General features: G+C 70.5%; 19 protein-coding genes and 1 pseudogene. 10 read left to right on the forward strand and 10 right to left on the reverse strand.

Going from position 1 to position 20,008, the window contains the following annotated elements; genetic code table 11:
- Window positions 1–427 (forward strand): annotated as a pseudogene (locus tag HY68_RS08295) (hypothetical protein); the annotation flags it as partial.
- 13 nt (window positions 428–440) lie between these two features.
- Complete coding sequence (locus HY68_RS08300) at window positions 441–1,592, forward strand: NADH-quinone oxidoreductase subunit D (protein WP_041986332.1); 1,152 nt, start codon at window positions 441–443, stop codon at window positions 1,590–1,592.
- Window positions 1,593–1,631: 39 nt separating this feature from the next.
- Here the strand turns inward: HY68_RS08300 and HY68_RS08305 are convergent, their stop codons facing one another.
- The 4 genes from HY68_RS08305 to HY68_RS08320 all read right to left on the reverse strand — a co-directional run bounded on the left by HY68_RS08305 (window position 1,632) and on the right by HY68_RS08320 (window position 5,331).
- Window positions 1,632–2,759 carry a hypothetical protein gene (locus tag HY68_RS08305; protein ID WP_198533232.1) on the reverse strand — a complete coding sequence of 376 codons (1,128 nt, stop codon included), beginning with the start codon at window positions 2,757–2,759 and terminating at the stop codon, window positions 1,632–1,634.
- 105 nt (window positions 2,760–2,864) lie between these two features.
- The gene (locus HY68_RS08310) at window positions 2,865–3,857 is read right to left on the reverse strand and encodes an ABC transporter substrate-binding protein (RefSeq protein ID WP_041995429.1); all 993 of its coding nucleotides are present in this window, start codon (window positions 3,855–3,857) and stop codon (window positions 2,865–2,867) included.
- Window positions 3,858–3,892: 35 nt separating this feature from the next.
- Window positions 3,893–4,642 carry an ABC transporter permease gene (locus HY68_RS08315; protein WP_041986336.1) on the reverse strand — a complete coding sequence of 250 codons (750 nt, stop codon included), beginning with the start codon at window positions 4,640–4,642 and terminating at the stop codon, window positions 3,893–3,895.
- A 2-nt stretch (window positions 4,643–4,644) separates the two neighbouring features.
- Window positions 4,645–5,331 carry an ABC transporter permease gene (locus tag HY68_RS08320; RefSeq protein WP_041986339.1) on the reverse strand — a complete coding sequence of 229 codons (687 nt, stop codon included), beginning with the start codon at window positions 5,329–5,331 and terminating at the stop codon, window positions 4,645–4,647.
- A gap of 175 nt (window positions 5,332–5,506) precedes the next feature.
- Between HY68_RS08320 and HY68_RS08325 the strand changes: the two genes are divergently transcribed.
- The 6 genes from HY68_RS08325 to HY68_RS08350 all read left to right on the forward strand — a co-directional run bounded on the left by HY68_RS08325 (window position 5,507) and on the right by HY68_RS08350 (window position 9,737).
- Window positions 5,507–6,679 (forward strand): betaine/proline/choline family ABC transporter ATP-binding protein, encoded by a 1,173-nt coding sequence (locus HY68_RS08325; protein WP_041986342.1) that lies wholly within the window; start codon window positions 5,507–5,509, stop codon window positions 6,677–6,679.
- Window positions 6,680–6,778: 99 nt separating this feature from the next.
- Window positions 6,779–7,576 (forward strand): dihydropteroate synthase, encoded by a 798-nt coding sequence (gene folP / locus HY68_RS08330; protein ID WP_041986346.1) that lies wholly within the window; start codon window positions 6,779–6,781, stop codon window positions 7,574–7,576.
- A complete protein-coding gene (locus HY68_RS08335) occupies window positions 7,576–8,040 on the forward strand; it encodes a nuclear transport factor 2 family protein (protein WP_041986351.1) in 465 nt (154 codons plus the stop codon). The genes folP and HY68_RS08335 overlap by 1 nt, the downstream gene beginning before the upstream one ends.
- 190 nt (window positions 8,041–8,230) lie before the next feature.
- Window positions 8,231–8,590, forward strand: a complete 360-nt coding sequence (gene folB / locus HY68_RS08340) for a dihydroneopterin aldolase (RefSeq protein ID WP_041986354.1) — start codon at window positions 8,231–8,233, stop codon at window positions 8,588–8,590.
- The gene (gene folK, locus HY68_RS08345) at window positions 8,587–9,183 is read left to right on the forward strand and encodes a 2-amino-4-hydroxy-6-hydroxymethyldihydropteridine diphosphokinase (RefSeq protein WP_041986358.1); all 597 of its coding nucleotides are present in this window, start codon (window positions 8,587–8,589) and stop codon (window positions 9,181–9,183) included. Before folB ends, folK begins: the two co-directional genes overlap by 4 nt.
- Window positions 9,184–9,242: 59 nt before the next feature.
- Window positions 9,243–9,737, forward strand: a complete 495-nt coding sequence (locus HY68_RS08350; RefSeq protein WP_041986362.1) for a DUF3180 domain-containing protein — start codon at window positions 9,243–9,245, stop codon at window positions 9,735–9,737.
- 193 nt (window positions 9,738–9,930) lie between these two features.
- Here the strand turns inward: HY68_RS08350 and folE are convergent, their stop codons facing one another.
- The 6 genes from folE to dacB form a co-directional block, all read right to left on the reverse strand.
- On the reverse strand, window positions 9,931–10,536 hold the full coding sequence (gene folE, locus HY68_RS08355; protein WP_041986366.1) for a GTP cyclohydrolase I FolE: 606 nt from the start codon (window positions 10,534–10,536) through the stop codon (window positions 9,931–9,933).
- A gap of 113 nt (window positions 10,537–10,649) precedes the next feature.
- Window positions 10,650–12,677 (reverse strand): ATP-dependent zinc metalloprotease FtsH, encoded by a 2,028-nt coding sequence (gene ftsH, locus HY68_RS08360; RefSeq protein ID WP_041986369.1) that lies wholly within the window; start codon window positions 12,675–12,677, stop codon window positions 10,650–10,652.
- Between the two features lie 174 nt (window positions 12,678–12,851).
- Window positions 12,852–13,406 carry a hypoxanthine phosphoribosyltransferase gene (gene hpt / locus HY68_RS08365; protein WP_041986371.1) on the reverse strand — a complete coding sequence of 185 codons (555 nt, stop codon included), beginning with the start codon at window positions 13,404–13,406 and terminating at the stop codon, window positions 12,852–12,854.
- An 87-nt stretch (window positions 13,407–13,493) separates the two neighbouring features.
- Window positions 13,494–14,510: a tRNA lysidine(34) synthetase TilS gene (tilS, locus tag HY68_RS08370; RefSeq protein WP_041986374.1), complete on the reverse strand. Its 1,017-nt coding sequence runs from the start codon at window positions 14,508–14,510 to the stop codon at window positions 13,494–13,496.
- Between the two features lie 202 nt (window positions 14,511–14,712).
- Window positions 14,713–15,864, reverse strand: coding sequence for a zinc-dependent metalloprotease (locus HY68_RS08375; RefSeq protein ID WP_041986378.1), 1,152 nt, complete (start codon window positions 15,862–15,864; stop codon window positions 14,713–14,715).
- 105 nt (window positions 15,865–15,969) lie between these two features.
- Window positions 15,970–17,403: a D-alanyl-D-alanine carboxypeptidase/D-alanyl-D-alanine-endopeptidase gene (gene dacB, locus HY68_RS08380; RefSeq protein ID WP_041986381.1), complete on the reverse strand. Its 1,434-nt coding sequence runs from the start codon at window positions 17,401–17,403 to the stop codon at window positions 15,970–15,972.
- A gap of 176 nt (window positions 17,404–17,579) precedes the next feature.
- On the opposite strand from dacB, the gene HY68_RS08385 reads away from it, so the two are divergent.
- Window positions 17,580–18,080 carry an inorganic diphosphatase gene (locus tag HY68_RS08385; RefSeq protein WP_041986385.1) on the forward strand — a complete coding sequence of 167 codons (501 nt, stop codon included), beginning with the start codon at window positions 17,580–17,582 and terminating at the stop codon, window positions 18,078–18,080.
- Between the two features lie 153 nt (window positions 18,081–18,233).
- Window positions 18,234–19,910, forward strand: coding sequence for a threonine/serine exporter family protein (locus tag HY68_RS08390; RefSeq protein ID WP_041986388.1), 1,677 nt, complete (start codon window positions 18,234–18,236; stop codon window positions 19,908–19,910).
- Window positions 19,911–20,008: the final 98 nt, after the last annotated feature.

Raw genomic sequence — 20,008 nt, forward strand, 5'->3', positions numbered from 1 at the left:
GATCGGCCGGCCGCGTGACGAGGCGTGGGCCGCCGCCGTGGCCTCGCTGGACTGCGGTCTCGCGGTCGCCGTCGACTACGCCCATGTCCGGTCCGCGCGCCCGCCGTTCGGGACGCTGACCGGCTTCAGGGACGGCCGCGAGGTGCCGCCCGTCCCCGACGGGAGCTGTGACCTGACCGCCCATGTGGCCCTGGACGCCTGCGCGTTGCCGGGCGCCGAACTGATCAGCCAGCGCGACGCCCTGCACCGGCTGGGGGTGTCGGGGCAACGGCCGCCCCGTGAGCTGGCCACGACGGACCCCGCGGGCTATCTGCGGGCCCTGTCGGCGGCCGGAGAAGCGGCGGAGCTGACGGCGCGCGGCGGGCTCGGCGACTTCGGCTGGCTGCTCCAGCCCGTCGGCACCGACCCGGCGGAATGCTGGCTCTGAGAGACTGTCGCCCATGACGGAGACCACCCGGACGACGGTCGGTGTCGGCGGCGCCGCCGAGAGCACCGACATGGTGCTCAACATCGGCCCCCAGCACCCCTCCACGCACGGCGTGCTGCGGCTGCGGCTGGTGCTCGACGGCGAGGTCATCCGCAGCGCCGAGCCCGTCATCGGCTATATGCACCGGGGCGCGGAGAAGCTGTTCGAGGCGCGCGACTACCGGCAGATCGTGATGCTCGCCAACCGCCACGACTGGCTGTCGGCGTTCGCCAACGAGCTGGGGGTGGTGCTGGCCGTCGAGCGGATGCTCGGCATGGAGGTGCCCGAGCGCGCCGTGTGGACCAGGACCCTGCTCGCCGAGCTGAACAGGGTGCTCAACCATCTGATGTTCCTCGGCTCCTATCCGCTCGAACTGGGCGGTATCACGCCGGTGTTCCACGCGTTCCGGGAGCGCGAGGAGGTGCAGAGCGTGATGGAGGAGATCTCCGGCGGGCGGATGCACTACATGTTCAACCGGGTCGGCGGCCTCAAGGAGGACCTGCCCGCCGGCTGGACCGGCCGGGCGCGGCACGCGGTCGCCGAGGTCAGGTCGCGGATGGACGTCTACGACGGACTCGTCCTCGGCAACGAGATCTTCCGCGGCCGTACCCGCGGGGTCGGTGTGCTGTCGCGGGACGCGGTCCACGCGTACGGCGTTTCGGGGCCGATCGCCCGCGCCTCCGGCGTCGACTTCGACCTGCGGCGCGACGAGCCGTATCTCGCGTACGGCGAGCTGGGCGACACGCTCACGGTCGTCACCCGCGAGGACGGCGACTGCCTGGCGCGCTTCGAGTGTCTGCTGGAGCAGACCCACAACGCGCTGGCGCTGGCCGACGCGTGTCTCGACCGGCTCGCGGAGCTGCCGCCCGGACCGATCAACCAGCGGCTGCCGAAGGTGCTGAAGGCGCCGGAGGGGCACACGTACGCCTGGACCGAGAACCCGCTCGGCATCAACGGCTACTACCTGGTGTCGAAGGGCGAGAAGACGCCGTACCGGCTGAAGCTGCGCTCCGCCTCGTTCAACAACATCCAGGCGCTGACCGAGTTGCTGCCGGGGACCCAGGTCGCCGACATGGTGGCGATCCTGGGCTCGCTCTTCTTCGTCGTCGGAGACATCGACAAGTAGCGACAAGTAGCCCGTCCCCGGCTCGTGTTCAGCCGGGACTCAGCCGGTCTTGCTGCGCAGTCGGCCCAGTTCGAGCTGTTCGGTCTCGTCGTGCTCGGTCAGGTCGATGACCTGGCCGACGGTCCGTTCGTCGGTCGTGCGCTGCTCGGCGACCGCTTCCTCCCCGACCACGTCGGCGAGGTCCTCGCCCTCGACGTCGGCCAGTTCGGCGGCCGACGCCGGTCCGTCCTGGCCGCTCTCGGTGTCCTTGTCGCCGCTGTCCGCCTCGGCCTCGGCGCCCTTGTCGTCCTCGCCGTGCTGCTCGGCGGGGGCCGCCGCCGTGTTGTGCGTGGTCCCGGCGATCTGGGTGCCGAAGAAGTCGAAGCCGCCGCCGGGCAGCCGCACCGGGCCGCGCTGCGGGGAGTACGGGACGATCGCCGAAGCGGTGGGGACGCGGGTGGCGGGGAGAGCGGACGACGTGCGGCTGTGCTGCTCTCCTCCGGCGGCAGCCGCGTGCTTCCCCTGCGGCTCCTTGGCCTCGGCGCGCTGCTCGGCGGTCTCGGCGCGCTGCTCGGTCGTTTCCCGCTTCTCCCGGTTGAGGGCGGCCTCGACGGTGCGCCGCACCTGCTGCTCCGCGTGCTTGCGCGGCAGGCTCTCCATGGCGCGCCTGGCCATGAGGTAGGCGGACGGCGTGGCCGCGTCGCCCGCCGGCAGCAGGGCCTTGGGCTCGGCCGCGGCTTCGATGGCGAGCTGGCGGCGCCCTTCGAGTGCCGTGGCGCGCTCGGTCTCCGCCGTGGCGTACCGCCGCAGCAGGGCGGCGTGTTCGCCGCGCAGCCGGGCCAGTTCGACGCGTTTGGCGCGCAGCCGGCCGTCGAGCTTGACGCGGATCTCCCTCGACTCGTCTATGTCCGCCTCAAGTTCGGCTATCCGCTCTTCCGTCTGCCACTGGTCGCTCTCACGGGCGCGGGTCAGATCGGCGACGCGGTGGCCGGCGTCCTCGTCCCAGCGGCGCATGAAGACGGCACCGGTGGCCGCGGCTGCCGCGGCCAGCGCCGCGCAGGTCCGCAGGACCACCGGATCCGCGAACAACCAGGCGCCTGCGGCGCAGACGACCGCGGCTCCGGCGACCGAGATCGGCGGCAGGAGCTTGTGAAGGGGTGGCGAATGGCGGTGGCGTCCACGTGGCATGGCGGAAATTTACCGTGCGTGGGGACGGAATGGGGGGCCGGTCGGACAATCTTTCCCCGCCCGTTGCCGACTCCCCTCCCGTTCCCCTCCTGTTCCCCCGCGGAACTACTTCTTGAGCAGGCCCTTGGAGTCCAGGTAATCCTTCGCGACATCCGCCGGCTTGGCGCGCTCGGCGTCGACCTTGAGGTTCAACTGCGCGAGATCGTCGGTCGTGAGCGTCGCCGTGAGCTTGTCGAGCGCCGCGGCTATCTCCGGCGAACCTGCGTCCTTGGCATTGACCACCGGCAGCAGGTTGTCGGCGTTCTGCAGCTTCTTGTCGTCCTCCAGGACGACCAGGCCGAAGCTGTCGAGCGTGCCGTCGGTGGTGGTGGAGAGAACCAGCTGGTCCACCCCGTCCTTGACGGCCTGCTTGGACTGCGGGGTGCCGACGCCCTTCGGGTCGAGGCCGGTCACGTCGATGCCGTAGGTCTTCTTCAGACCGGGGATGCAGAACGGCCGTACGGCGCACTCGTCACCGGCGGCGACCTTCACCTTGAGCTTCGACTTACCGAGGTCCGAAAGGGTCGTGAGCTTGTTCTTCGCGGCGAATTCCTTCGTCACGGCGAAGGCATTCTGGTCGACGGCCTCGCCGACCTGGAGCACCTTCAGCCCGCGCGGCTCCGCCAGCTTCTTCAACTCGGCGACGGTGGCCGCCGGGTCGCTGGAGGCGAGCGGCTTGGCCAGCGCCGTCTTGGCGCCGTTCACCTTCGCGTTGAGGAATTCGGTGACCGTCGCCGCGTATTCCGGTACGACGTCGATGTCGCCCTTCTCCAGCGAGGGTTCGTACAGCTCACGGTTGCTCACCGTGGTGACGGACGTCTTGTATCCGGCGGCGCCCAGGGTCTGCGCGTACAGCTCCGCCAGCACCTTGGACTCGGTGAAGGCGGCGGCGCCGACGACCAGCGAGCCCTTGCTGCCGGAGCCGGAGCCCGCGCTCGTGTCGCTGCTCGCGGAGCCCCCCTTGTCCTTCTCCAGGCTGTCGCCGCCGCATGCGGCGAGCGAAACGGTCAGGGCCGCCACTCCGAGTACCGCACCCGCGATCTGCGAGGTCTTGCTCATCAGGTTCACCATCCAAAAAGGCCGAAGTTCGGTCGTCACACGGTTGTGCGGGTCTTTGTCGTGGGGGTCGTCGCGGTGGGAGGTGCGGGGGACGCGGCGGTGGGGCGGGCGGCCTCGGAAGCGGCGGGCCTGGCGGGCGCGATCAGCCGGTCGAGCAGCAGCAGCGTGCCCTCGACGAGCAGCGCGAGCAGCGCGACGAGGATCGCGCCGGCGACGACCTGGGCTGTGTTGTACGTGTTGAAGCCGGCGGTGATGATCCGGCCGAGCCCGCCCTGGCCGACCATCGCGGCGATGGTGGCGGTGGCCACCACCTGCACGGCGGCGGACCGGAGCCCGGTCATGACCAGCGGGTAGGCGAGGGGCAGCTCGACCCGGGTGAAGACCTGGGTGCCGGACATGCCCATGCCCTTGGCCGACTCCACCACCGCGCGGTCGACCTCGCGCATGCCCACGTACGCGTTGGTCAGCAGCGGCGGCACGGTGAAGAGGACGAGCGCGATGATCGTCGGCAGGAAGCCCGAGTTGCGCAGGGGCGAGATCATGAAGAGCGCGAGGACCGCGAAGACCGGGATCGCGCGGCCCACGTTGGAGATGTTGATCGCGAGCGCGCCGCCCTTGCCGATGTGGCCGAGCCACAGCGCGAGCGGCAGGGCTATCAGGCACGCGAGCAGCATCGAGACGCCGCTGACGTAGGCATGCTCGCCGAGGCGGTGCCACACGCCGTTCTGCCCCGACCAGTTGGCGCCCGTGGTGAGCCATGTCCAGGCTCCGCCCAGCTCCCCCATCGTCAGCTCACCGCCTTCAGCGTGCGTATCCGGGTCCAGGGCGTGAGCAGTCGCTGCACGCCCAGCAGCAGCAGATCGGCGACGACGGCGAGCAGGACACAGAGCACGGATGCGGTCAGCACCTGTGCTTTGAAGAACGTCTGCAGGGCGTCACTGATCAGATTGCCGAGTCCGCCCCGGCCGACGATCGAACCGATCGTCGTCAGGGCGATGGTCGAGACCGTCACGATGCGCAGCCCGGCCATCAGCGCGGGCAGCGCGAGCGGCAGCTCGACCTCCCAGAGCAACCTGGCGGGTCCATATCCCATTCCGCGTGCGGCGTCCCGTGCCTCTTCCGGTACCGATTCGAGACCCGCGATGATGTTCCGCACGAGAATGGTCAGCGAATAGAGCACGAGTCCGGTGATCACCAGACCGGCGGAGAGCCCGAAGAGGGGCAGCAGCAGCGAGAACATCGCCAGCGAGGGAATCGTGTAGAGAAGAGTCGTCAGTCCGAGCACGGGAGCGGCGAAAGCCGGTTTGCTCCGGGCCAGCAGTGCCAGCGGGAAAGCCACCACCAGCCCGATGGCGACCGAGACCGCCGTGATCCACACATGCTGGACCGTGGCATCGATCAGCTCGTGACTGCGGGAGTGAAGATACTCACCACAGATCCAGTCGTTGGCCGCCATGCATCCTTGCGCGCTCATCCGTCCCCACCTCCCCTCGGGCCTGTCCGGCGGATCAGGGTCGGACAGGCCCAATCCCCGAACGTATGTCTCTCACCTACGTCTGGGGACCCTATCCCCGACCACTGACATTCGCGGAAGTCCGCCACATTCCAGCAACATGGCCTTCACACAACACGGCTCACAATGGGGAACCATGATCCGATTCGAGCACGTCACCAAGCGGTACGCGGACGGCACCACCGCCGTCGACGACCTCTCCTTCGAGGTGTCAGCGGGCGAACTGGTCACGCTCGTCGGACCGTCCGGCTGCGGGAAGACCACGACCATGAAAATGGTCAACCGGCTCATCGAGCCCACCGAGGGCCGGATATTCCTCGACGGGGACGACATAGCCAAGATCGACCCGGTCGAGTTGCGGCGCCGTATCGGCTACGTCATTCAGCAGGTCGGTCTCTTCCCGCACAAAACGGTCCTGGAGAACACCTCGACCGTTCCCCATCTCCTCGGCTGGCAGCGCGCCAAGGCCAAGAAGCGCGCCGCCGAACTCCTCGACCTGGTGGGGCTCGACCCGTCCGTCTACGGCGACCGCTACCCCGCCCAGCTCTCCGGCGGCCAGCAGCAGCGCGTGGGCGTGGCCAGGGCGCTCGCCGCCGATCCGCCCGTCCTGCTGATGGACGAGCCGTTCGGCGCCGTCGACCCCGTCGTACGCGACCACCTGCAGAGCGAGTTCCTGCGGCTGCAGGCCGCCGTCCACAAGACCGTGCTGTTCGTCACACACGACATCGAGGAAGCCGTCCGCCTCGGCGACCGCATCGCCGTCTACGGCCAGGGCAGGATCGAGCAGTTCGATCCGCCGGCCGCCGTGCTCGGCGCTCCCGCCACCCCGTACGTCGCCGACTTCGTCGGCGCCGACCGCGGCCTCAAGCGGCTCTCCGTGACGCCCATCGAGGAGGGCGACCTGGACCAGCCGCCGGTGCTGCACCTCGACGACCCGCTGGACAAGGCGGCGGCGCGGCTCGCGAAGGACGGCGCGCGCTGGGCCGTCGTCCTGGGCCCCGACGACAAGCTGCACGGCTGGATCTCCACCGAGCAGACCGGCGCGTCCGGGACCGTACGGGAGCGCGCCCGCCGGATGGAGGCGTGGCTGCCCGTCGGCGCCTCGCTCAAGCAGGCCTTCGCCACGATGCTCCAGCACGACGCGGGCTGGATCGCGGTCATCGACAAGGAGGAGACCGGCCGGTTCCTCGGCGTCCTGACCCCGGCCCGGCTGCACGAGGCACTGCGCAGGTCGATCGACGCGGACGCGCAGGCCATCCCGCGCACGGCGGTGGAGCTGGAGACGGTCAGCACGGTCGCCCCGCACTGAGCCGGGCCCGGCCATAGGGTTGGGGTCATGAGTACGTTGCGCGGAGGACGCGAGGGAGGCACCGTCGAGGGGCTGCCGGACTGGGGCAGGTGCGCGGTGATGGGTGTCGTCAATGTCACGCCCGACTCCTTCTCCGACGGCGGCCGCTGGTTCGACACCACCGCCGCCGTCAAACACGGCCTCCACCTCGTCACCGAGGGCGCCGACCTCGTCGACGTCGGCGGTGAGTCCACCCGGCCCGGCGCCTCGCGCGTGGACGAGGACGAGGAGCTGCGCCGGGTCGTGCCCGTCGTACGGGGGCTGGCCTCCGAAGGCGTCCTCGTCTCCGTCGACACGATGCGCGCCTCCGTCGCCGAGCAGGCGGTCGCCGCGGGCGCCGTCCTCGTCAACGACGTGAGCGGCGGTCTCGCCGACCCCCACATGGTGCCCGCCGTCGCCGCCGCGGGCGTGCCCTTCGTGGTCATGCACTGGCGCGGCTTCAGCCAGGACATGAACAGCCGCGCCGCCTACACCGACGTGGTCGCCGAGGTCGTCGCCGAGCTGCGGGAGCGGATGGACGCCGTGATCGCCGGCGGTGTCGACCCCGCCCGTATCGTCGTCGACCCGGGCCTCGGCTTCGCCAAGCAGGCACCGCACGACCTGACCCTCATCGCCCACCAGGCCGAGCTGCGCGCCCTCGGCAGGCCACTGCTGGTTGCCGCCTCCCGCAAGCGGTTCCTCGGGCACGTACTCTCCGGCGGCGAGGGCGCACCGCCGCCCGCCAGGGAACGCGACGCGGCGACGGCGGCGATCTCGGCCATCGCCGCGCTCCAGGGCGCCTGGGCCGTCCGCGTCCACGAGGTACGGGCCACGGCCGACGCCGTACGCGTGGCACGCGCCGTGGAAGGCGCCGCCTGATGGCCGAAGGACGCGGCACGGCGCACACGGACAGCGAGCAGGTCGAGCTGGCCAACACCACGTTCTACGAGGCGATGGAGCGCGGCGACATGGAGACGCTGTCCGGGCTCTGGCTGGACGACGGCGTCTCCTGCGTCCACCCGGGCTGGCCGGTGCTCACCGGCCGCGGCGAGGTGCTGCGGTCGTACGCGCTGATCATGGCGAACACGGAGTACATCCAGTTCTTCCTCACCGATGTCGCGGTCTCGCTCGCCGCCGACACCGCGCTGGTGACCTGCACGGAGAACATCCTCAGCGGCGGCCCCGCCGAGGAGGCGGGCGAGCTGGGCCCCCTCGTCGGCCAGCTCGTCGTCGCCACGAACGTGTTCCGGCGCACGGCCGACGGCTGGAAGATCTGGTCGCACCACGGCTCACCCGTGCTGGCCGAAACCGACGAGGAACAGGACGACGAGCCACCCGCTTGAGTGGGTAAGGGCCTCGGGTGGATTGGTTCAGGGCCCCACGGGTATGGGCGGGGCGACCGGCACCGCCGCTCCCCGTCCTGACCCCACGGGCGAGTGCTGTCGGTGCTCGCAGGTAGATTCGACCGAGATGACCCGGCAGCCCGCACGCGGCCGGGGCGTCCGCCGACCAACGACAGCAGGAGTGATTCGCGTGGATCGTGTCGCGCTGCGCGGCCTCAAGGCCCGCGGGCACCATGGCGTCTTCCCACGGGAGCGCGAGGAGGGCCAGACCTTCGTCGTGGACGTCGTGCTGAGCCTGGACACACGGCCCGCCGCAGCCGGCGACGACCTGGCGAAGACCGTCCACTACGGCATCGTGGCCGAGGAGGTCGTGGCTGTCGTCCAGGGCGAGCCGGTCGACCTGATCGAGACGCTGGCGGAGCGCATCGCCCAGCAGTGCCTGAAGCACGACGGCGTCGAGGAGGTCGAGGTGGTCGTCCACAAGCCCGACGCCCCGATCACGGTGCCCTTCGACGATGTGACCATCACCATCACCCGGAGCCGAGTATGAACGCACAGAGCGATCCGACCGTCCAGCCGGTCCCCGCCTCCGTGGTCGCCCAGGTGGACGCCGCCGATGTCACCCTGTCCAACCCCCGGCGTGCCGTCATCGCCCTCGGCTCCAACCTCGGCAACCGGCTGGAGACCCTGCAGGGCGCGGTCGACGCGCTGGAGGACACCCCGGGGCTGCGGGTGAAGGCGGTCTCCCCGGTGTACGAGACGGAGCCCTGGGGCGTCGAGCCCGGCTCCCAGCCCTCGTACTTCAACGCGGTCGTGCTGGTGAAGACGACGCTCCCGCCGTCCTCGCTGCTGGAGCGCGGCCAGGCCATCGAGGAGGCGTTCGACCGGGTACGGGACGAGCGCTGGGGCCCGCGCACCATCGACGTGGACATCCTGGCGTACGCGGACGTCGTGTCGGACGACCCGCTGCTGACGCTGCCCCACCCGCGCGCCCATCAGCGCGCGTTCGTCCTCGCCCCCTGGCGCGACGTGGACCCGGAGGCCCAGCTCCCCGGACACGGCGCCGTGCTGGAGCTGCTGGCCGGCGTCGGCGAGGACGGCGTACAGCATCGCGTCGACCTGGAACTCCGGCTGCCCGAGTAGTCGTTAGGCTCAGCGGGTCGATCAGGTACGGGTAGGCGAGGCGAAGGGCGGCTTTCTCGGTGAAGCAGTTGAGGATCGGCGTCCTGGCCGGCCTTTTTGTGGTGGCCGGCGTGCTCTCCTGGAGCGGCGCCCGTCTCTGGGACTCGGTGGGTACGCTGCCGAGCGTCCCGCTCGCCGCACCCATCGTCCTCGCCCTGATCGCCGTCATCCTCTTCGCGACGGCGATCTCGCTCCGCGGCCAGCTGAAGGCCCAGCGCGAGCGGCGCCCGGGGGCGAAGGGCGTCGACCCGCTGATGGCGGCGCGCGCCGTGGTCTTCGGCCAGGCCAGCGCGCTGGTGGCGGCGCTCGTCGCCGGTATCTACGGCGGCGCCGGTGTCTTCCTGCTGGGCTCGCTCGACATCCCGCCCCGCCGTGACCAGGCCATCTACGCGGGCTTCTCGGTACTGGCCGGCTTCGCCGTCATCGCGGCTGCCTTCTTCCTTGAGCGGGTCTGCAAGCTCCCGGACGGCCCGGACGACGACAACGACCACCACGGGGCGAGCCCCATACGCTAGGGAGTGTCCGCGAAGTATCGTCGTCCGCCCTTTGGGCGGGGCTCGCGGGGGCTGGTGCGTGCGATCGCAAGGCGCCGATGTGCCCTTGTAGCGGAGCTACTCGGGCAGGTCGGCAACGCCGCGAGCGTGCGTGCCAGCCCCCGCGAGCCAGACGAGACTTCGCTGACACGATCTAGGCCCCTTCGGCCCGGTATCAGCGGCCGATGATCAGGCTCATCGCCTCCGAGCGGGTCGCGGGGTCGCGCAGCTGGCCGCGGACCGCCGACGTGATGGTCTTGGCCCCCGCCTTGCGGACGCCCCGCATCGTCATGCACATGTGCTCGCACTCGATGACCACGATCACGCCGCGCGGCTGGAGGATCTTCATCAGCGACTCGGCGATCTGGGTCGTCAGCCGCTCCTGCACCTGGGGGCGGCGGGCGTAGACGTCCACCAGCCGGGCCAGCTTCGACAGACCGGTGATCTTCCCGTCAGCCGACGGGATGTAGCCGACGTGCGCGACACCGACGAACGGCACCAGGTGGTGCTCGCAGGAGGACATCACCTCGATGTCCTTCACCAGCACCATCTCGTCGTGCCCGAGGTCGAACGTCGTCGTCAGGACGTCCTCGGGGCTCTGCCACAGTCCGGCGAATATCTCCCGGTACGCCCGGGCCACCCGGCCCGGCGTCGCCCGCAGGCCCTCCCGGTCCGGGTCCTCCCCGACGGCTATGAGCAGTTCGCGAATGGCGTTCTCGGCGCGTTTCTCGTCGAACTCGCCGATGGTTCCTTCGCCGTCCAGCGTCATCGGGTCCGTCATGTGGTGCCTCGTTCCTGTTCCGTCCCCGCGAGCGGGCAGACAAATACCGCGCCCCCACAGGCTAAAACCTGGGGGGCGCGGTATCCATTCCGGGCCTGTTGTGGCGCCCGGGATCAGCTCTCCGGACGGTCCTCGGGGACCGCCTCGGTCGGTGTCTCACCGGTCGTCACGGCGGGCAGGCCGCCGTTCGTACCGTTGGCCCCGTTGGTCAGAGCGAGCTCCTTCGGGGAGAGCACCGGCGGCCGTGTCGAAGGCGTACGCCGCGAGGAGCCGGTCCACGCCGGACGGGCCGGGCGCTTCACGATCGTCGAAAAGACCTCGGCGATCTGCTCCTTGTTGAGCGTTTCCTTCTCCAGCAGCTGGAGGACCAGGTTGTCGAGAACGTCGCGGTTCTCGACCAGGATCTCCCAGGCCTCGTTGTGCGCGGTCTCGATCAGCTTCTTGACCTCTTCGTCGACCAGCGCGGCGACCTCTTCCGAGTAGTCGCGCTGATGGCCCATCTCACGGCCGACGAAGGGCTCGGTGTTGTCGCCACCGAACTTGATCGCGCCCAGGCGCTCGGTCATGCCGTACTGCGTGACCATGGCACGTGCCGTCGCCGACGCCTTCTCGATGTCGTTGGCGGCGCCGGTGGTCGGGTCGTGGAAGACCAGTTCCTCCGCCGCGCGTCCGCCCATCATGTAGGCGAGCTGGTCGAGCATCTCGTTGCGCGTGGTCGAGTACTTGTCCTCGTCGGGCAGGACCATGGTGTAACCCAGGGCCCGGCCTCGGGACAGAATCGTGATCTTGTGCACCGGGTCGGAGTTCGGAGACGCCGCCGCGACCAGGGCGTGGCCGCCCTCGTGGTACGCGGTGATCTTCTTTTCCTTCTCGGACATGATCCGGGTCCGCTTCTGCGGGCCCGCCACGACGCGGTCGATGGCCTCGTCCAGCGCGTTGTTGTCGACGAGCTTGCGGTCACCGCGCGCCGTGAGGAGCGCGGCTTCGTTCAGCACGTTCGCCAGGTCGGCGCCGGTGAAGCCGGGCGTACGACGGGCGACAGCGCCCAGGTCGACGTCCGGGGCGACCGGCTTGCCCTTCTGGTGGACCTTCAGGATCTCCAGCCGGCCCTGCATGTCGGGCCGGTCGACCGCGATCTGCCGGTCGAAGCGGCCCGGACGCAGCAGCGCGGGGTCGAGGATGTCGGGCCGGTTCGTGGCGGCGATCAGGATGACGCCGCCCTTCACGTCGAACCCGTCCATCTCCACGAGCAGCTGGTTCAGCGTCTGCTCGCGCTCGTCGTGGCCACCGCCGAGACCCGCACCACGGTGCCGGCCGACGGCGTCGATCTCGTCGACGAAGACGATCGCCGGGGCGTTCGCCTTGGCCTGCTCGAAGAGGTCACGCACACGGGACGCACCGACACCGACGAACATCTCGACGAAGTCGGAACCCGAGATCGAGTAGAACGGGACGCCCGCCTCACCGGCGACGGCACGGGCGAGCAGCGTCTTACCCGTACCGGGGGGGCCGTAGAGCAGCACACCCTTCGGGATCTTGGCGCCGACCGCCTGGAACTTCGCCGGTTCCTGGAGGAATTCCTTGATCTCGTGGAGCTCCTCGACCGCCTCGTCGGACCCGGCCACATCGGCGAAGGTCGTCTTCGGCGTGTCCTTCGTGAGCAGTTTGGCCTTCGACTTCCCGAACTGCATGACCCGGGAGCCGCCGCCCTGCATCGAATTCATCAGGAACAGGAACACCACGACAAGGAGGACGAACGGAACGAGCGAGATCAGTACCGAAAGGAACGGGCTCTGCTTCGACGGTGAGACCGTGTAGCCCTTGCTGATGTCGCCGTTGTTGAACTTGGACTGCAGCGTCTTGGCCAGGTCGGCACCCTGGGTGCCGATGTAGCTGGCCTGGATCTTGTCGCTGCCCTTGATCTTCTGGCCGGACTTGAGTTCGACCTTGATGACCTGTTCGTCACCAGTGGTCAGCTTGACCTGTTCGGCCTGGTTCTTGGAGATCGCCTGGACGACCTCGCCGGTGTCCACTGTCTTGTAGCCGCCCGACGAGCCGACGACCTGCATCAACACGACCACGGCGAGGACGGCCAGCACGATCCACATGACCGGCCCACGGAAGTATCGCTTCACGTCCATCCATACGGAGCGATGACGCTCCGTCCCTCCTGCCCGTAGGTAAATGCTGCTGTGAGAAAAAGACTGTTCTTCGGACGGTACCCCAGCATTGTCACCCGCGACCGCACGGGACCGGCGACAAACCCGCCTTCCCCTGCTCCAACGCCGGGCGGGTGGCAGGGGTTCCCGCCCCGGTCAGCCGCCGTAGACGTGGGGTGCCAGCGTGCCGACGAAAGGCATGTTGCGGTACTTCTCGTTGTAATCAAGGCCATAACCCACGACGAACTCGCTGGGAATGTCGAAACCGATCCATTTCACATCGATCGCGACCTTTGCGGCATCCGGCTTACGCAGCAGGGTGCAGACCTCCAGCGAGGCCGGCTCCCGTGAGCCCAGGTTGGACAGCAGCCAGGACAGGGTCAGTCCGGAGTCGATGATGTCCTCGACGATCAGGACATGCCTGCCCTTGATGTCGGTGTCCAGGTCCTTGAGGATCCGGACGACACCGGAGGACTGGGTGCCCGCCCCGTACGAGGAGACGGCCATCCAGTCCATGGTCAGGGGGGAGGACAGCGCGCGTGCCAGGTCCGCCATCACCATCACGGCGCCCTTGAGCACCCCGACGAGGAGCAGGTCCTTGCCCGCGTACTCCGCGTCGATCTTCGCCGCCAGCTCGGCCAGCTTCGCGTCGATCTCTTCTTTGGTGATGAGCACCGACTGGAGGTCGCTGCCGAGGTCCTTGTCGTCCACCGCTTCACTTTCGTTGTCGGCCGGGGTCCGGGATCGCGGCCCCGGTGGACACAGCCGGAGAACTTCAGACCGTCAGGTCCCAGCACTTCAGCCCTGCCGGATGACCAGTCTGCCACCCTGCCGTCTGGCCTCGACGCGGCCGGGCAGGTTGATGGCCGCCTGACCCCGCCAGCCGGTGATCAGCCGGTCCACCTCTTCGATGTGCCGGGCGAACAGCGAACCCGCGGGGGCGCCCGCGGTGATGGCGGCCCTGCGCAGCACCCGGCGGCGGACGGCGGGCGGCAGCGCGTACAGCTTGGCGCACTCCAGCTGCCCCGCCGCGTCCCGTACGGTCCCCTCGGCGTCGGCGGCCCAGGCGTCGAGTGCGTCGGCGTCGTCACGGGAGAGCTGGGCGGTACGGGCCAGGGCCTCGACGACGCCTTTGCCGAGCGCCTTCTCCAGGGCCGGCAGCCCTTCGTGGCGCAGCCGGGAGCGGGTGTAGGCGGGATCGGTGTTGTGCGGGTCGTCCCAGACGGGGATCGACTGCACGAGGCAGGCCTTGCGGGCCGTCTGACGGTCGATCGTGAGGAACGGCCGGCGGTATCTGCCGGCCGCCCCCGAGACGGCCGCCATACCGGACAGGGACCGGGTGCCGGAGCCCCGCGCGAGCCCGAGCAGAACGGTTTCCGCCTGGTCGTCGCGGGTGTGGCCGAGCAGGACGGCCGCCGCACCGTGTTCCTCGGCGACCTGGTCGAGTGCGGCGTAGCGGGCGTCCCGCGCCGCTGCCTCGGGGCCGCCGGCCTGGCCGACGGTCACGGCGACGGCTTCGACGGGGTCGAGCCGCATGGCGCCCAGCCGGGCGACGACCTCGGCGGCGCGGCGGTCGGAGCCGCTCTGCAGGCCGTGGTCGACGGTGACACCGCCGGCGCGTACGGAGAGCTTGGGGGCCTCGAAGGCGAGGGCGGAGGCGAGCGCCATGGAATCGGCGCCGCCGGAGCAGGCGACGAGCACCAGCGGCGGTCCCGCCTCGGGGGCGCGGGAAGCCGGGGTGCTGTCGGTGAGGATGTCGTGAAGTACGCGGCGAACCGCCAGGCGTATCGCCGCGACCGCAGGATGGGGACCCATGTCCGGTGCCCTTCGTGATGTTTTTCGGGAGGTGCCTCGCTCGGATTCGGGACGATGTCCGTCACTCAGAGTGCGTCGATGGTGACAGAACCGAGCCGATACCCGAGCATCGCACGCCTACCCATCACCTACGGTCCCTCGGATGGGTGATACCTGGGGCGTTCTTACGCTACGGACAGTTTCCGGCGGTCCGGAATCCCGCTCAGGAATCGGCCTTGCGGTGCACGCGCGCGATCCAGTCCGCCGGTTTGGCGATCTCCGCCTTGGTGGGGAGCGTGTTCGGCGAGGTCCATACCCGGTTGAAGCCGTCCATCCCGACCTCTTCCACCACGGCCCGGACGAAACGCTCGCCGTCGCGGTACTGGCGCAGCTTGGCGTCGAGGCCGAGCAGCTTGCGCAGCGCCTGGTCGAGCCGGCTCGCGCCGCTGGCCCTGCGCTGCTGGAACTTCTCGCGGATCTCGGCGACGGACGGCACGACCTGCGGGCCCACGCCGTCCATCACGTAGTCGGCGTGGCCTTCGAGCAGGGACATGACGGCGGTGATCCTGCCGAGCACCTCGCGCTGGCCCGGGGTCTGCACCAGTTCGACGATGGAACGGCCCTCGTCGTCGTCCTCGGCCGCACCTTCGGCCGCGCTCTCCGAGCGGTTGCCGCCGAGCGACTGGGCGGCTTCCCTCAGCCGCTCCAGAATCGTCATGGGATCGACGTCGGTCTCGCGGAGGAACGACTGGATCTCGCCCTCCAGGTGGTCCCGCAGCCACGGCACACCGGTGAACTGGGTGCGGTGGGTCTCCTCGTGAAGGGTGACCCAGAGCCTGAAGTCGTGCGGGTCGACGTCCAGTTCACGCTCGACATGGACGATGTTGGGGGCGACGAGCAGCAGCCGGCCGCCGCCGCCCGCCGAGGGCAGGTCGCGGGTGTCGGGGGCGAAGGTCTCGTACTGGCCGAGCACCCGGGACGCCATGAACGACAGCAGCATGCCCAGCTCGACGCCGGTGACCTTGCCGCCGACCGCGCCGAAGACGGCGGCCCCCGGACCGCTGCTGCTCTGCCTGCGCTCCTGCATCTTCTCCAGCAGGGGCTTCAGCAGCTCGCGGAACCCGGCGACGTTGGCCTTCACCCAGCCGGCCCTGTCGACGACCAGGACCGGGGTGTCCACCGGTTCCGTTCCTTCGGGGATCATCCGCGTGTACGCGCGGACGTGCTCCTCCGCGGACTTCGCGTGCCGCCGCAGTTCCGCGACGATCTCGCGCGCTTCCTCGCGGCTCACCTCGGGACCCGGCCGCACGAGGCGGGTCGCGGTCGCCACCGCGAGATTCCAGTCGACCATCTCGGCACCACCGATGCTCGTCATGCGTCAACCGTACGTTGTCCGCGCGGAATGCGGTGAGGTGTCGGTGGCCCGGTTCTTCCCCTACGTGTCCCCCTAGGGGAGACGTGGGGGACGGCGCGCGGGCGGTCAGGCGGTCGGTACGAGGGTGGCGGCGAGCCGGTCGAGGGCCTTCTGCGCCGCGTCGGGGCCCGGGGTCGAGCCCGCCATGAAGGCGAAGGCCAGCAGTCGGCCGTCCGCGTCGACGACCGTGCCCGCGAGCGTGTTCACGCCGGTGAGGGTGCCGGTCTTGGCGCGGATCAGCCCGGCGGCCGGCGCCGCGTCCGCGAACCGGGCCCGCAGGGTGCCGCTGAACCCGGCGATGGGCAGCCCGGTGAGGACGGGGCGCAGCTCAGGGGACTGCTGGTCGCCGTCCCGCACGAGCAGTGCGGTGAGCAGGGACGCGCTGACCTTGTCCTGGCGGCTTAGCCCGCTGCCGTCGGAGAGCCGCGCGCCGGTGAGCGGCAGCTTCAGCTTCTTCAGCCGGGCCAGCACGGCCCGCCCGGCACCCGCGAAGCTGGCGGGCTCGTCGGCGGCGACGGCGGTCTGCCGGGCCAGGGACTCCGCGATGTCGTTGTCGCTCTGGGTCAGTGCCCGCTCGACGAGGGCCGAGAGCGGCGCCGACCAGATCCTGGCGACGCGCTCGGCGTCCCTGGCCGCCCGCTCGGGGCGCGGCGGCGCCGTCGTACCGATGCCCCGGTCGCGCAGCAGCGCGGCGAATTCCCGGGCGGCGGCGCCCGCGGGGTCGCCGCTGCGCGGCGCGGGCCCGGTGGTGGACCTGTCGAGGCGGCCTTCGTTGCTCATCAGCGCGACGACGGGGGCGATGTTGTCGTTGGGGCCGATGGGGTGCTGGCGCGGCCCCGAGTAGAGGGACGTGTCGAAGCCCAGGTGGACCTTCTTGACGCCGCGGGTCCGCAGGGCCTTCGCCGTCTGGTCGGCGAGCGCCGCGAGCCCCTTGGTGTCGAGGGTGGCGTCGCCGCCGCCGACCAGGGTCACCTTCCGCCCGTCGGAGCCCGCGACGACGGTGGTCGCGATACGGTGGTCGGGACCGAGCGCGGACAGGGCGGCGGTCATCGTCGCGAGCTTCACGGTCGACGCGGGCGTCATCGGGACCGCGGCGCCCTTCGCGTAGAGCTGCTTGCCGGTCGCCACGTCGACCACGACCCCGGTGTGCCGGGAGCCGAGCGCCGGGTCGGCGAAGAGCGGGTCGAGCTTGCGGGCGATGGTCCTCGGCACGCTCGCCGGCGTCTTCTCGGCCGCCAGGCCGGACCCCTGCCCCGACCCGCCCAGCGCGGCCAGGACGGCGCCCGCGCTGGGCGCCGGCGCGGGTTCCCGAGCGGCTCCCGGCGCCGGGCGCACCTCGTGATGTGCGCCACCCGTACGGCCCTGGGCGACCGCCCACTGCCGCTCGGCCTTACGCTGACCGTTGTCCCAGGGGCCGGCCGCCGCCACCGCACCGGCCGCAACCAGCAGCCCGACGACCACGGAACCTGCCGTGATCTGCCACACTTTCGGCTCAAGCACGGCTGACCAGCCCCTTTCGCGATCACACTGCTGCGTGGGGGACACTTAACCACTGCGCCTTGCCGCGAGCATGGCACCCCTGCCCATGCGGCCTGTCAGGCGGCGATCCGGGGGGCCTCCTCCGCGTGCGGGCACACCATCACCGGACAGATGTGTTGATCATGGAGGAGCCACCCGTGGAGTTCGACGTCACCATCGAGATCCCCAAGGGATCACGGAACAAGTACGAGGTGGACCACGAGACCGGTCGCATCCGCCTTGACCGTCGTCTCTTCACCTCGACGAGCTACCCGGCCGACTACGGCTTCGTCGAGAACACCCTCGGCGAGGACGGCGACCCGCTGGACGCGCTGGTCATCCTGGACGAGCCGACGTTCCCCGGCTGCCTCATCAAGTGCCGCGCCGTGGGCATGTTCCGGATGACGGACGAGGCGGGCGGCGACGACAAGCTGCTGTGCGTCCCGGCCTCCGACCCCCGCGTCGAGCACCTGCGGGACATCCACCACGTGTCGGAGTTCGACCGGCTGGAGATCCAGCACTTCTTCGAGGTCTACAAGGACCTGGAGCCCGGCAAGTCCGTCGAGGGCGCCGACTGGGTCGGCCGCGCCGAGGCCGAGGCCGAGATCGAGAACTCGTACAAGCGCCTCCAGGCGCAGGGCGGCACGCACCAGCACTGACGTACGCGCGAGTTGAGCGCCACGACGGGCGGCACACCCTCCGGGGGGTGCCGCCCGTCGGCGTGTGGCGGCCCATGACCGTGCCCATACTGGGCAGACGCGGGCGGGGACAGGTGTGACAGGACGGGCGACGAGAGGACGTGTGGAAGCTCAGTGGTGGCCGAGCCGGACGGTCCTGAGGACCGGAAACCTCAGTCGGACGAGGCACACAGCGCCTTCACCCCACCCTTCGGGGTGGAACAGCCGCCGGTCCCCGACGACGACCGCCCCACCTCCGAATTCGCGCTGCCCGAAGGGCTGAACACCGAGCAGCCGGCCGGCAGCGAGGGCTCCGCCTTCGACACTCCCCCGGGGCTGCCCGCCTCGTACGGGGTCCGGCAGTCGCCGCCCTCCTTCACCCCGGCCGAGGGCATCCCGATGGTCCGCATAGTCAAGGAGGCGCCCTGGCAGGACCAGATGCGCACCCTGCTGCGGATGCCGGTCGGCGAGCGGCCCGTACCGGAGCCGGTGCAGCGGCACGACGACGCGGGGCCCGCCGTACCGCGCGTGCTGGACCTGACGCTGCGTATCGGGGAGCTGCTGCTGGCGGGCGGTGAGGGCGCGGAGGACGTCGAGACGGCGATGTTCGGCGTCAGCCGGGCGTACGGACTCGACCGCTGCGAGCCGACCGTCACGTTCACGCTGCTCTCGATCTCCCATCAGCCGTCCCTGGTCGAGGACCCGGTGACGGCCAGTCGGACCGTACGGCGCAGGGGCACCGACTACACGCGGCTCGCGGCCGTCTACACGCTCATCGACGACATCACCACCGAGTCGACGGACGTCACGCTGGAGGAGGCGTACCGGCGGCTCGCCGAGATCCGGCGTAACCGGCACCCGTACCCCGGCTGGGCGCTGACGGTGGCGAGCGGGGTGCTGGCGGGCTCCGCCTCCGTGCTGGTCGGCGGTGACCTGGTGGTCTTCGTCGCGGCTGCGCTCTGCGCGATGCTCGGCGACCGGCTGGCCTGGCTGTGCGCGGGGCGCGGGCTGCCGGAGTTCTACCAGTTCGTGATCGCGGCGATGCCGCCGGCGGCGATGGGGGTGGCGCTGACCCTGCTCAGTTCGGCCGAGCACTGGGACATCCGGCCGTCGGCCGTCGTCACCGGTGGGCTGTTCGCCCTGCTGCCGGGACGGGCCCTGGTCGCTGGCGTGCAGGACGGCCTGACGGGCTACTACATCACCGCGGCGGCGCGACTGCTGGAAGTCATGTACTTCTTCATCGCGATCGTCATCGGGGTGCTGCTCGTGCTCTATCTCGGCGTGCAGCTGGGCGCCGAGCTGAACCCGGACTCGTCGATCCACACCCATCCCCGCCCGCTGCTGCAGATCCTGGTGTCGGTGGCGCTGAGCTTCGCCTTCGCGATCCTGCTCCAGCAGGAGCGGTCGACCGTGCTGCTGGTCTCGCTCAACGGCGGGGTGGCGTGGGTGGTGTACGCGGCGATGCACGACGTGGGCCACATCTCGCCGGTCGCGGCGACGGCGGTGGCCGCCGGGCTGGTCGGCCTGTTCGGGCAGCTGCTGTCCCGCTACCAGTTCGCTTCGGCGCTGCCGTACGTGACCGCGGCGATCGGTCCGCTGCTGCCCGGTTCCGCGACGTACTTCGGGCTCCTCGGCATCGCCCAGAACGACCTGGACAAGGGGCTCGCCTCGCTGTCGAAGGCGGTGGCGCTGGCCCTGGCCATCGCGATCGGGGTGAACCTCGGTGGGGAGATCTCCCGGCTGTTCCTGCGGGTGCCGGGCGGGGGCCGCACCTCGGGGCGCCGCGCGGCCAAACGGACGCGCGGGTTCTGACCCCGCCCGCTGTGCGGGTGCCCGCGTCAGTTCTTGGCGTGGCGCCTGCGGCCACCGGTGCCCGGCGCCTCGGGGCCCGGCGCGCCGTCACGGCCCGC

It is taken from the genome of Streptomyces sp. AcH 505 (genome assembly GCF_000818175.1).
In the GTDB taxonomy this organism is placed as follows: Bacteria; Actinomycetota; Actinomycetes; order Streptomycetales; family Streptomycetaceae; genus Streptomyces.

Coding starts and splice junctions, on each gene's coding strand:
- HY68_RS08335 (WP_041986351.1), top strand. CDS start 7,576: ATGGCCGAAGGACGCGGCACGGCGCACACGGACAGCGAGCAGGTCGAG.
- folE (WP_041986366.1), bottom strand. CDS start 10,536: ATGACGGACCCGATGACGCTGGACGGCGAAGGAACCATCGGCGAGTTC.
- ftsH (WP_041986369.1), bottom strand. CDS start 12,677: ATGGACGTGAAGCGATACTTCCGTGGGCCGGTCATGTGGATCGTGCTG.
- HY68_RS08300 (WP_041986332.1), top strand. CDS start 441: ATGACGGAGACCACCCGGACGACGGTCGGTGTCGGCGGCGCCGCCGAG.
- HY68_RS08320 (WP_041986339.1), bottom strand. CDS start 5,331: ATGAGCGCGCAAGGATGCATGGCGGCCAACGACTGGATCTGTGGTGAG.
- HY68_RS08325 (WP_041986342.1), top strand. CDS start 5,507: ATGATCCGATTCGAGCACGTCACCAAGCGGTACGCGGACGGCACCACC.
- HY68_RS08315 (WP_041986336.1), bottom strand. CDS start 4,642: ATGGGGGAGCTGGGCGGAGCCTGGACATGGCTCACCACGGGCGCCAAC.
- folP (WP_041986346.1), top strand. CDS start 6,779: ATGGGTGTCGTCAATGTCACGCCCGACTCCTTCTCCGACGGCGGCCGC.
- folK (WP_041986358.1), top strand. CDS start 8,587: ATGAACGCACAGAGCGATCCGACCGTCCAGCCGGTCCCCGCCTCCGTG.
- HY68_RS08375 (WP_041986378.1), bottom strand. CDS start 15,864: ATGACGAGCATCGGTGGTGCCGAGATGGTCGACTGGAATCTCGCGGTG.
- HY68_RS08310 (WP_041995429.1), bottom strand. CDS start 3,857: ATGAGCAAGACCTCGCAGATCGCGGGTGCGGTACTCGGAGTGGCGGCC.
- tilS (WP_041986374.1), bottom strand. CDS start 14,510: ATGGGTCCCCATCCTGCGGTCGCGGCGATACGCCTGGCGGTTCGCCGC.
- HY68_RS08305 (WP_198533232.1), bottom strand. CDS start 2,759: ATGCCACGTGGACGCCACCGCCATTCGCCACCCCTTCACAAGCTCCTG.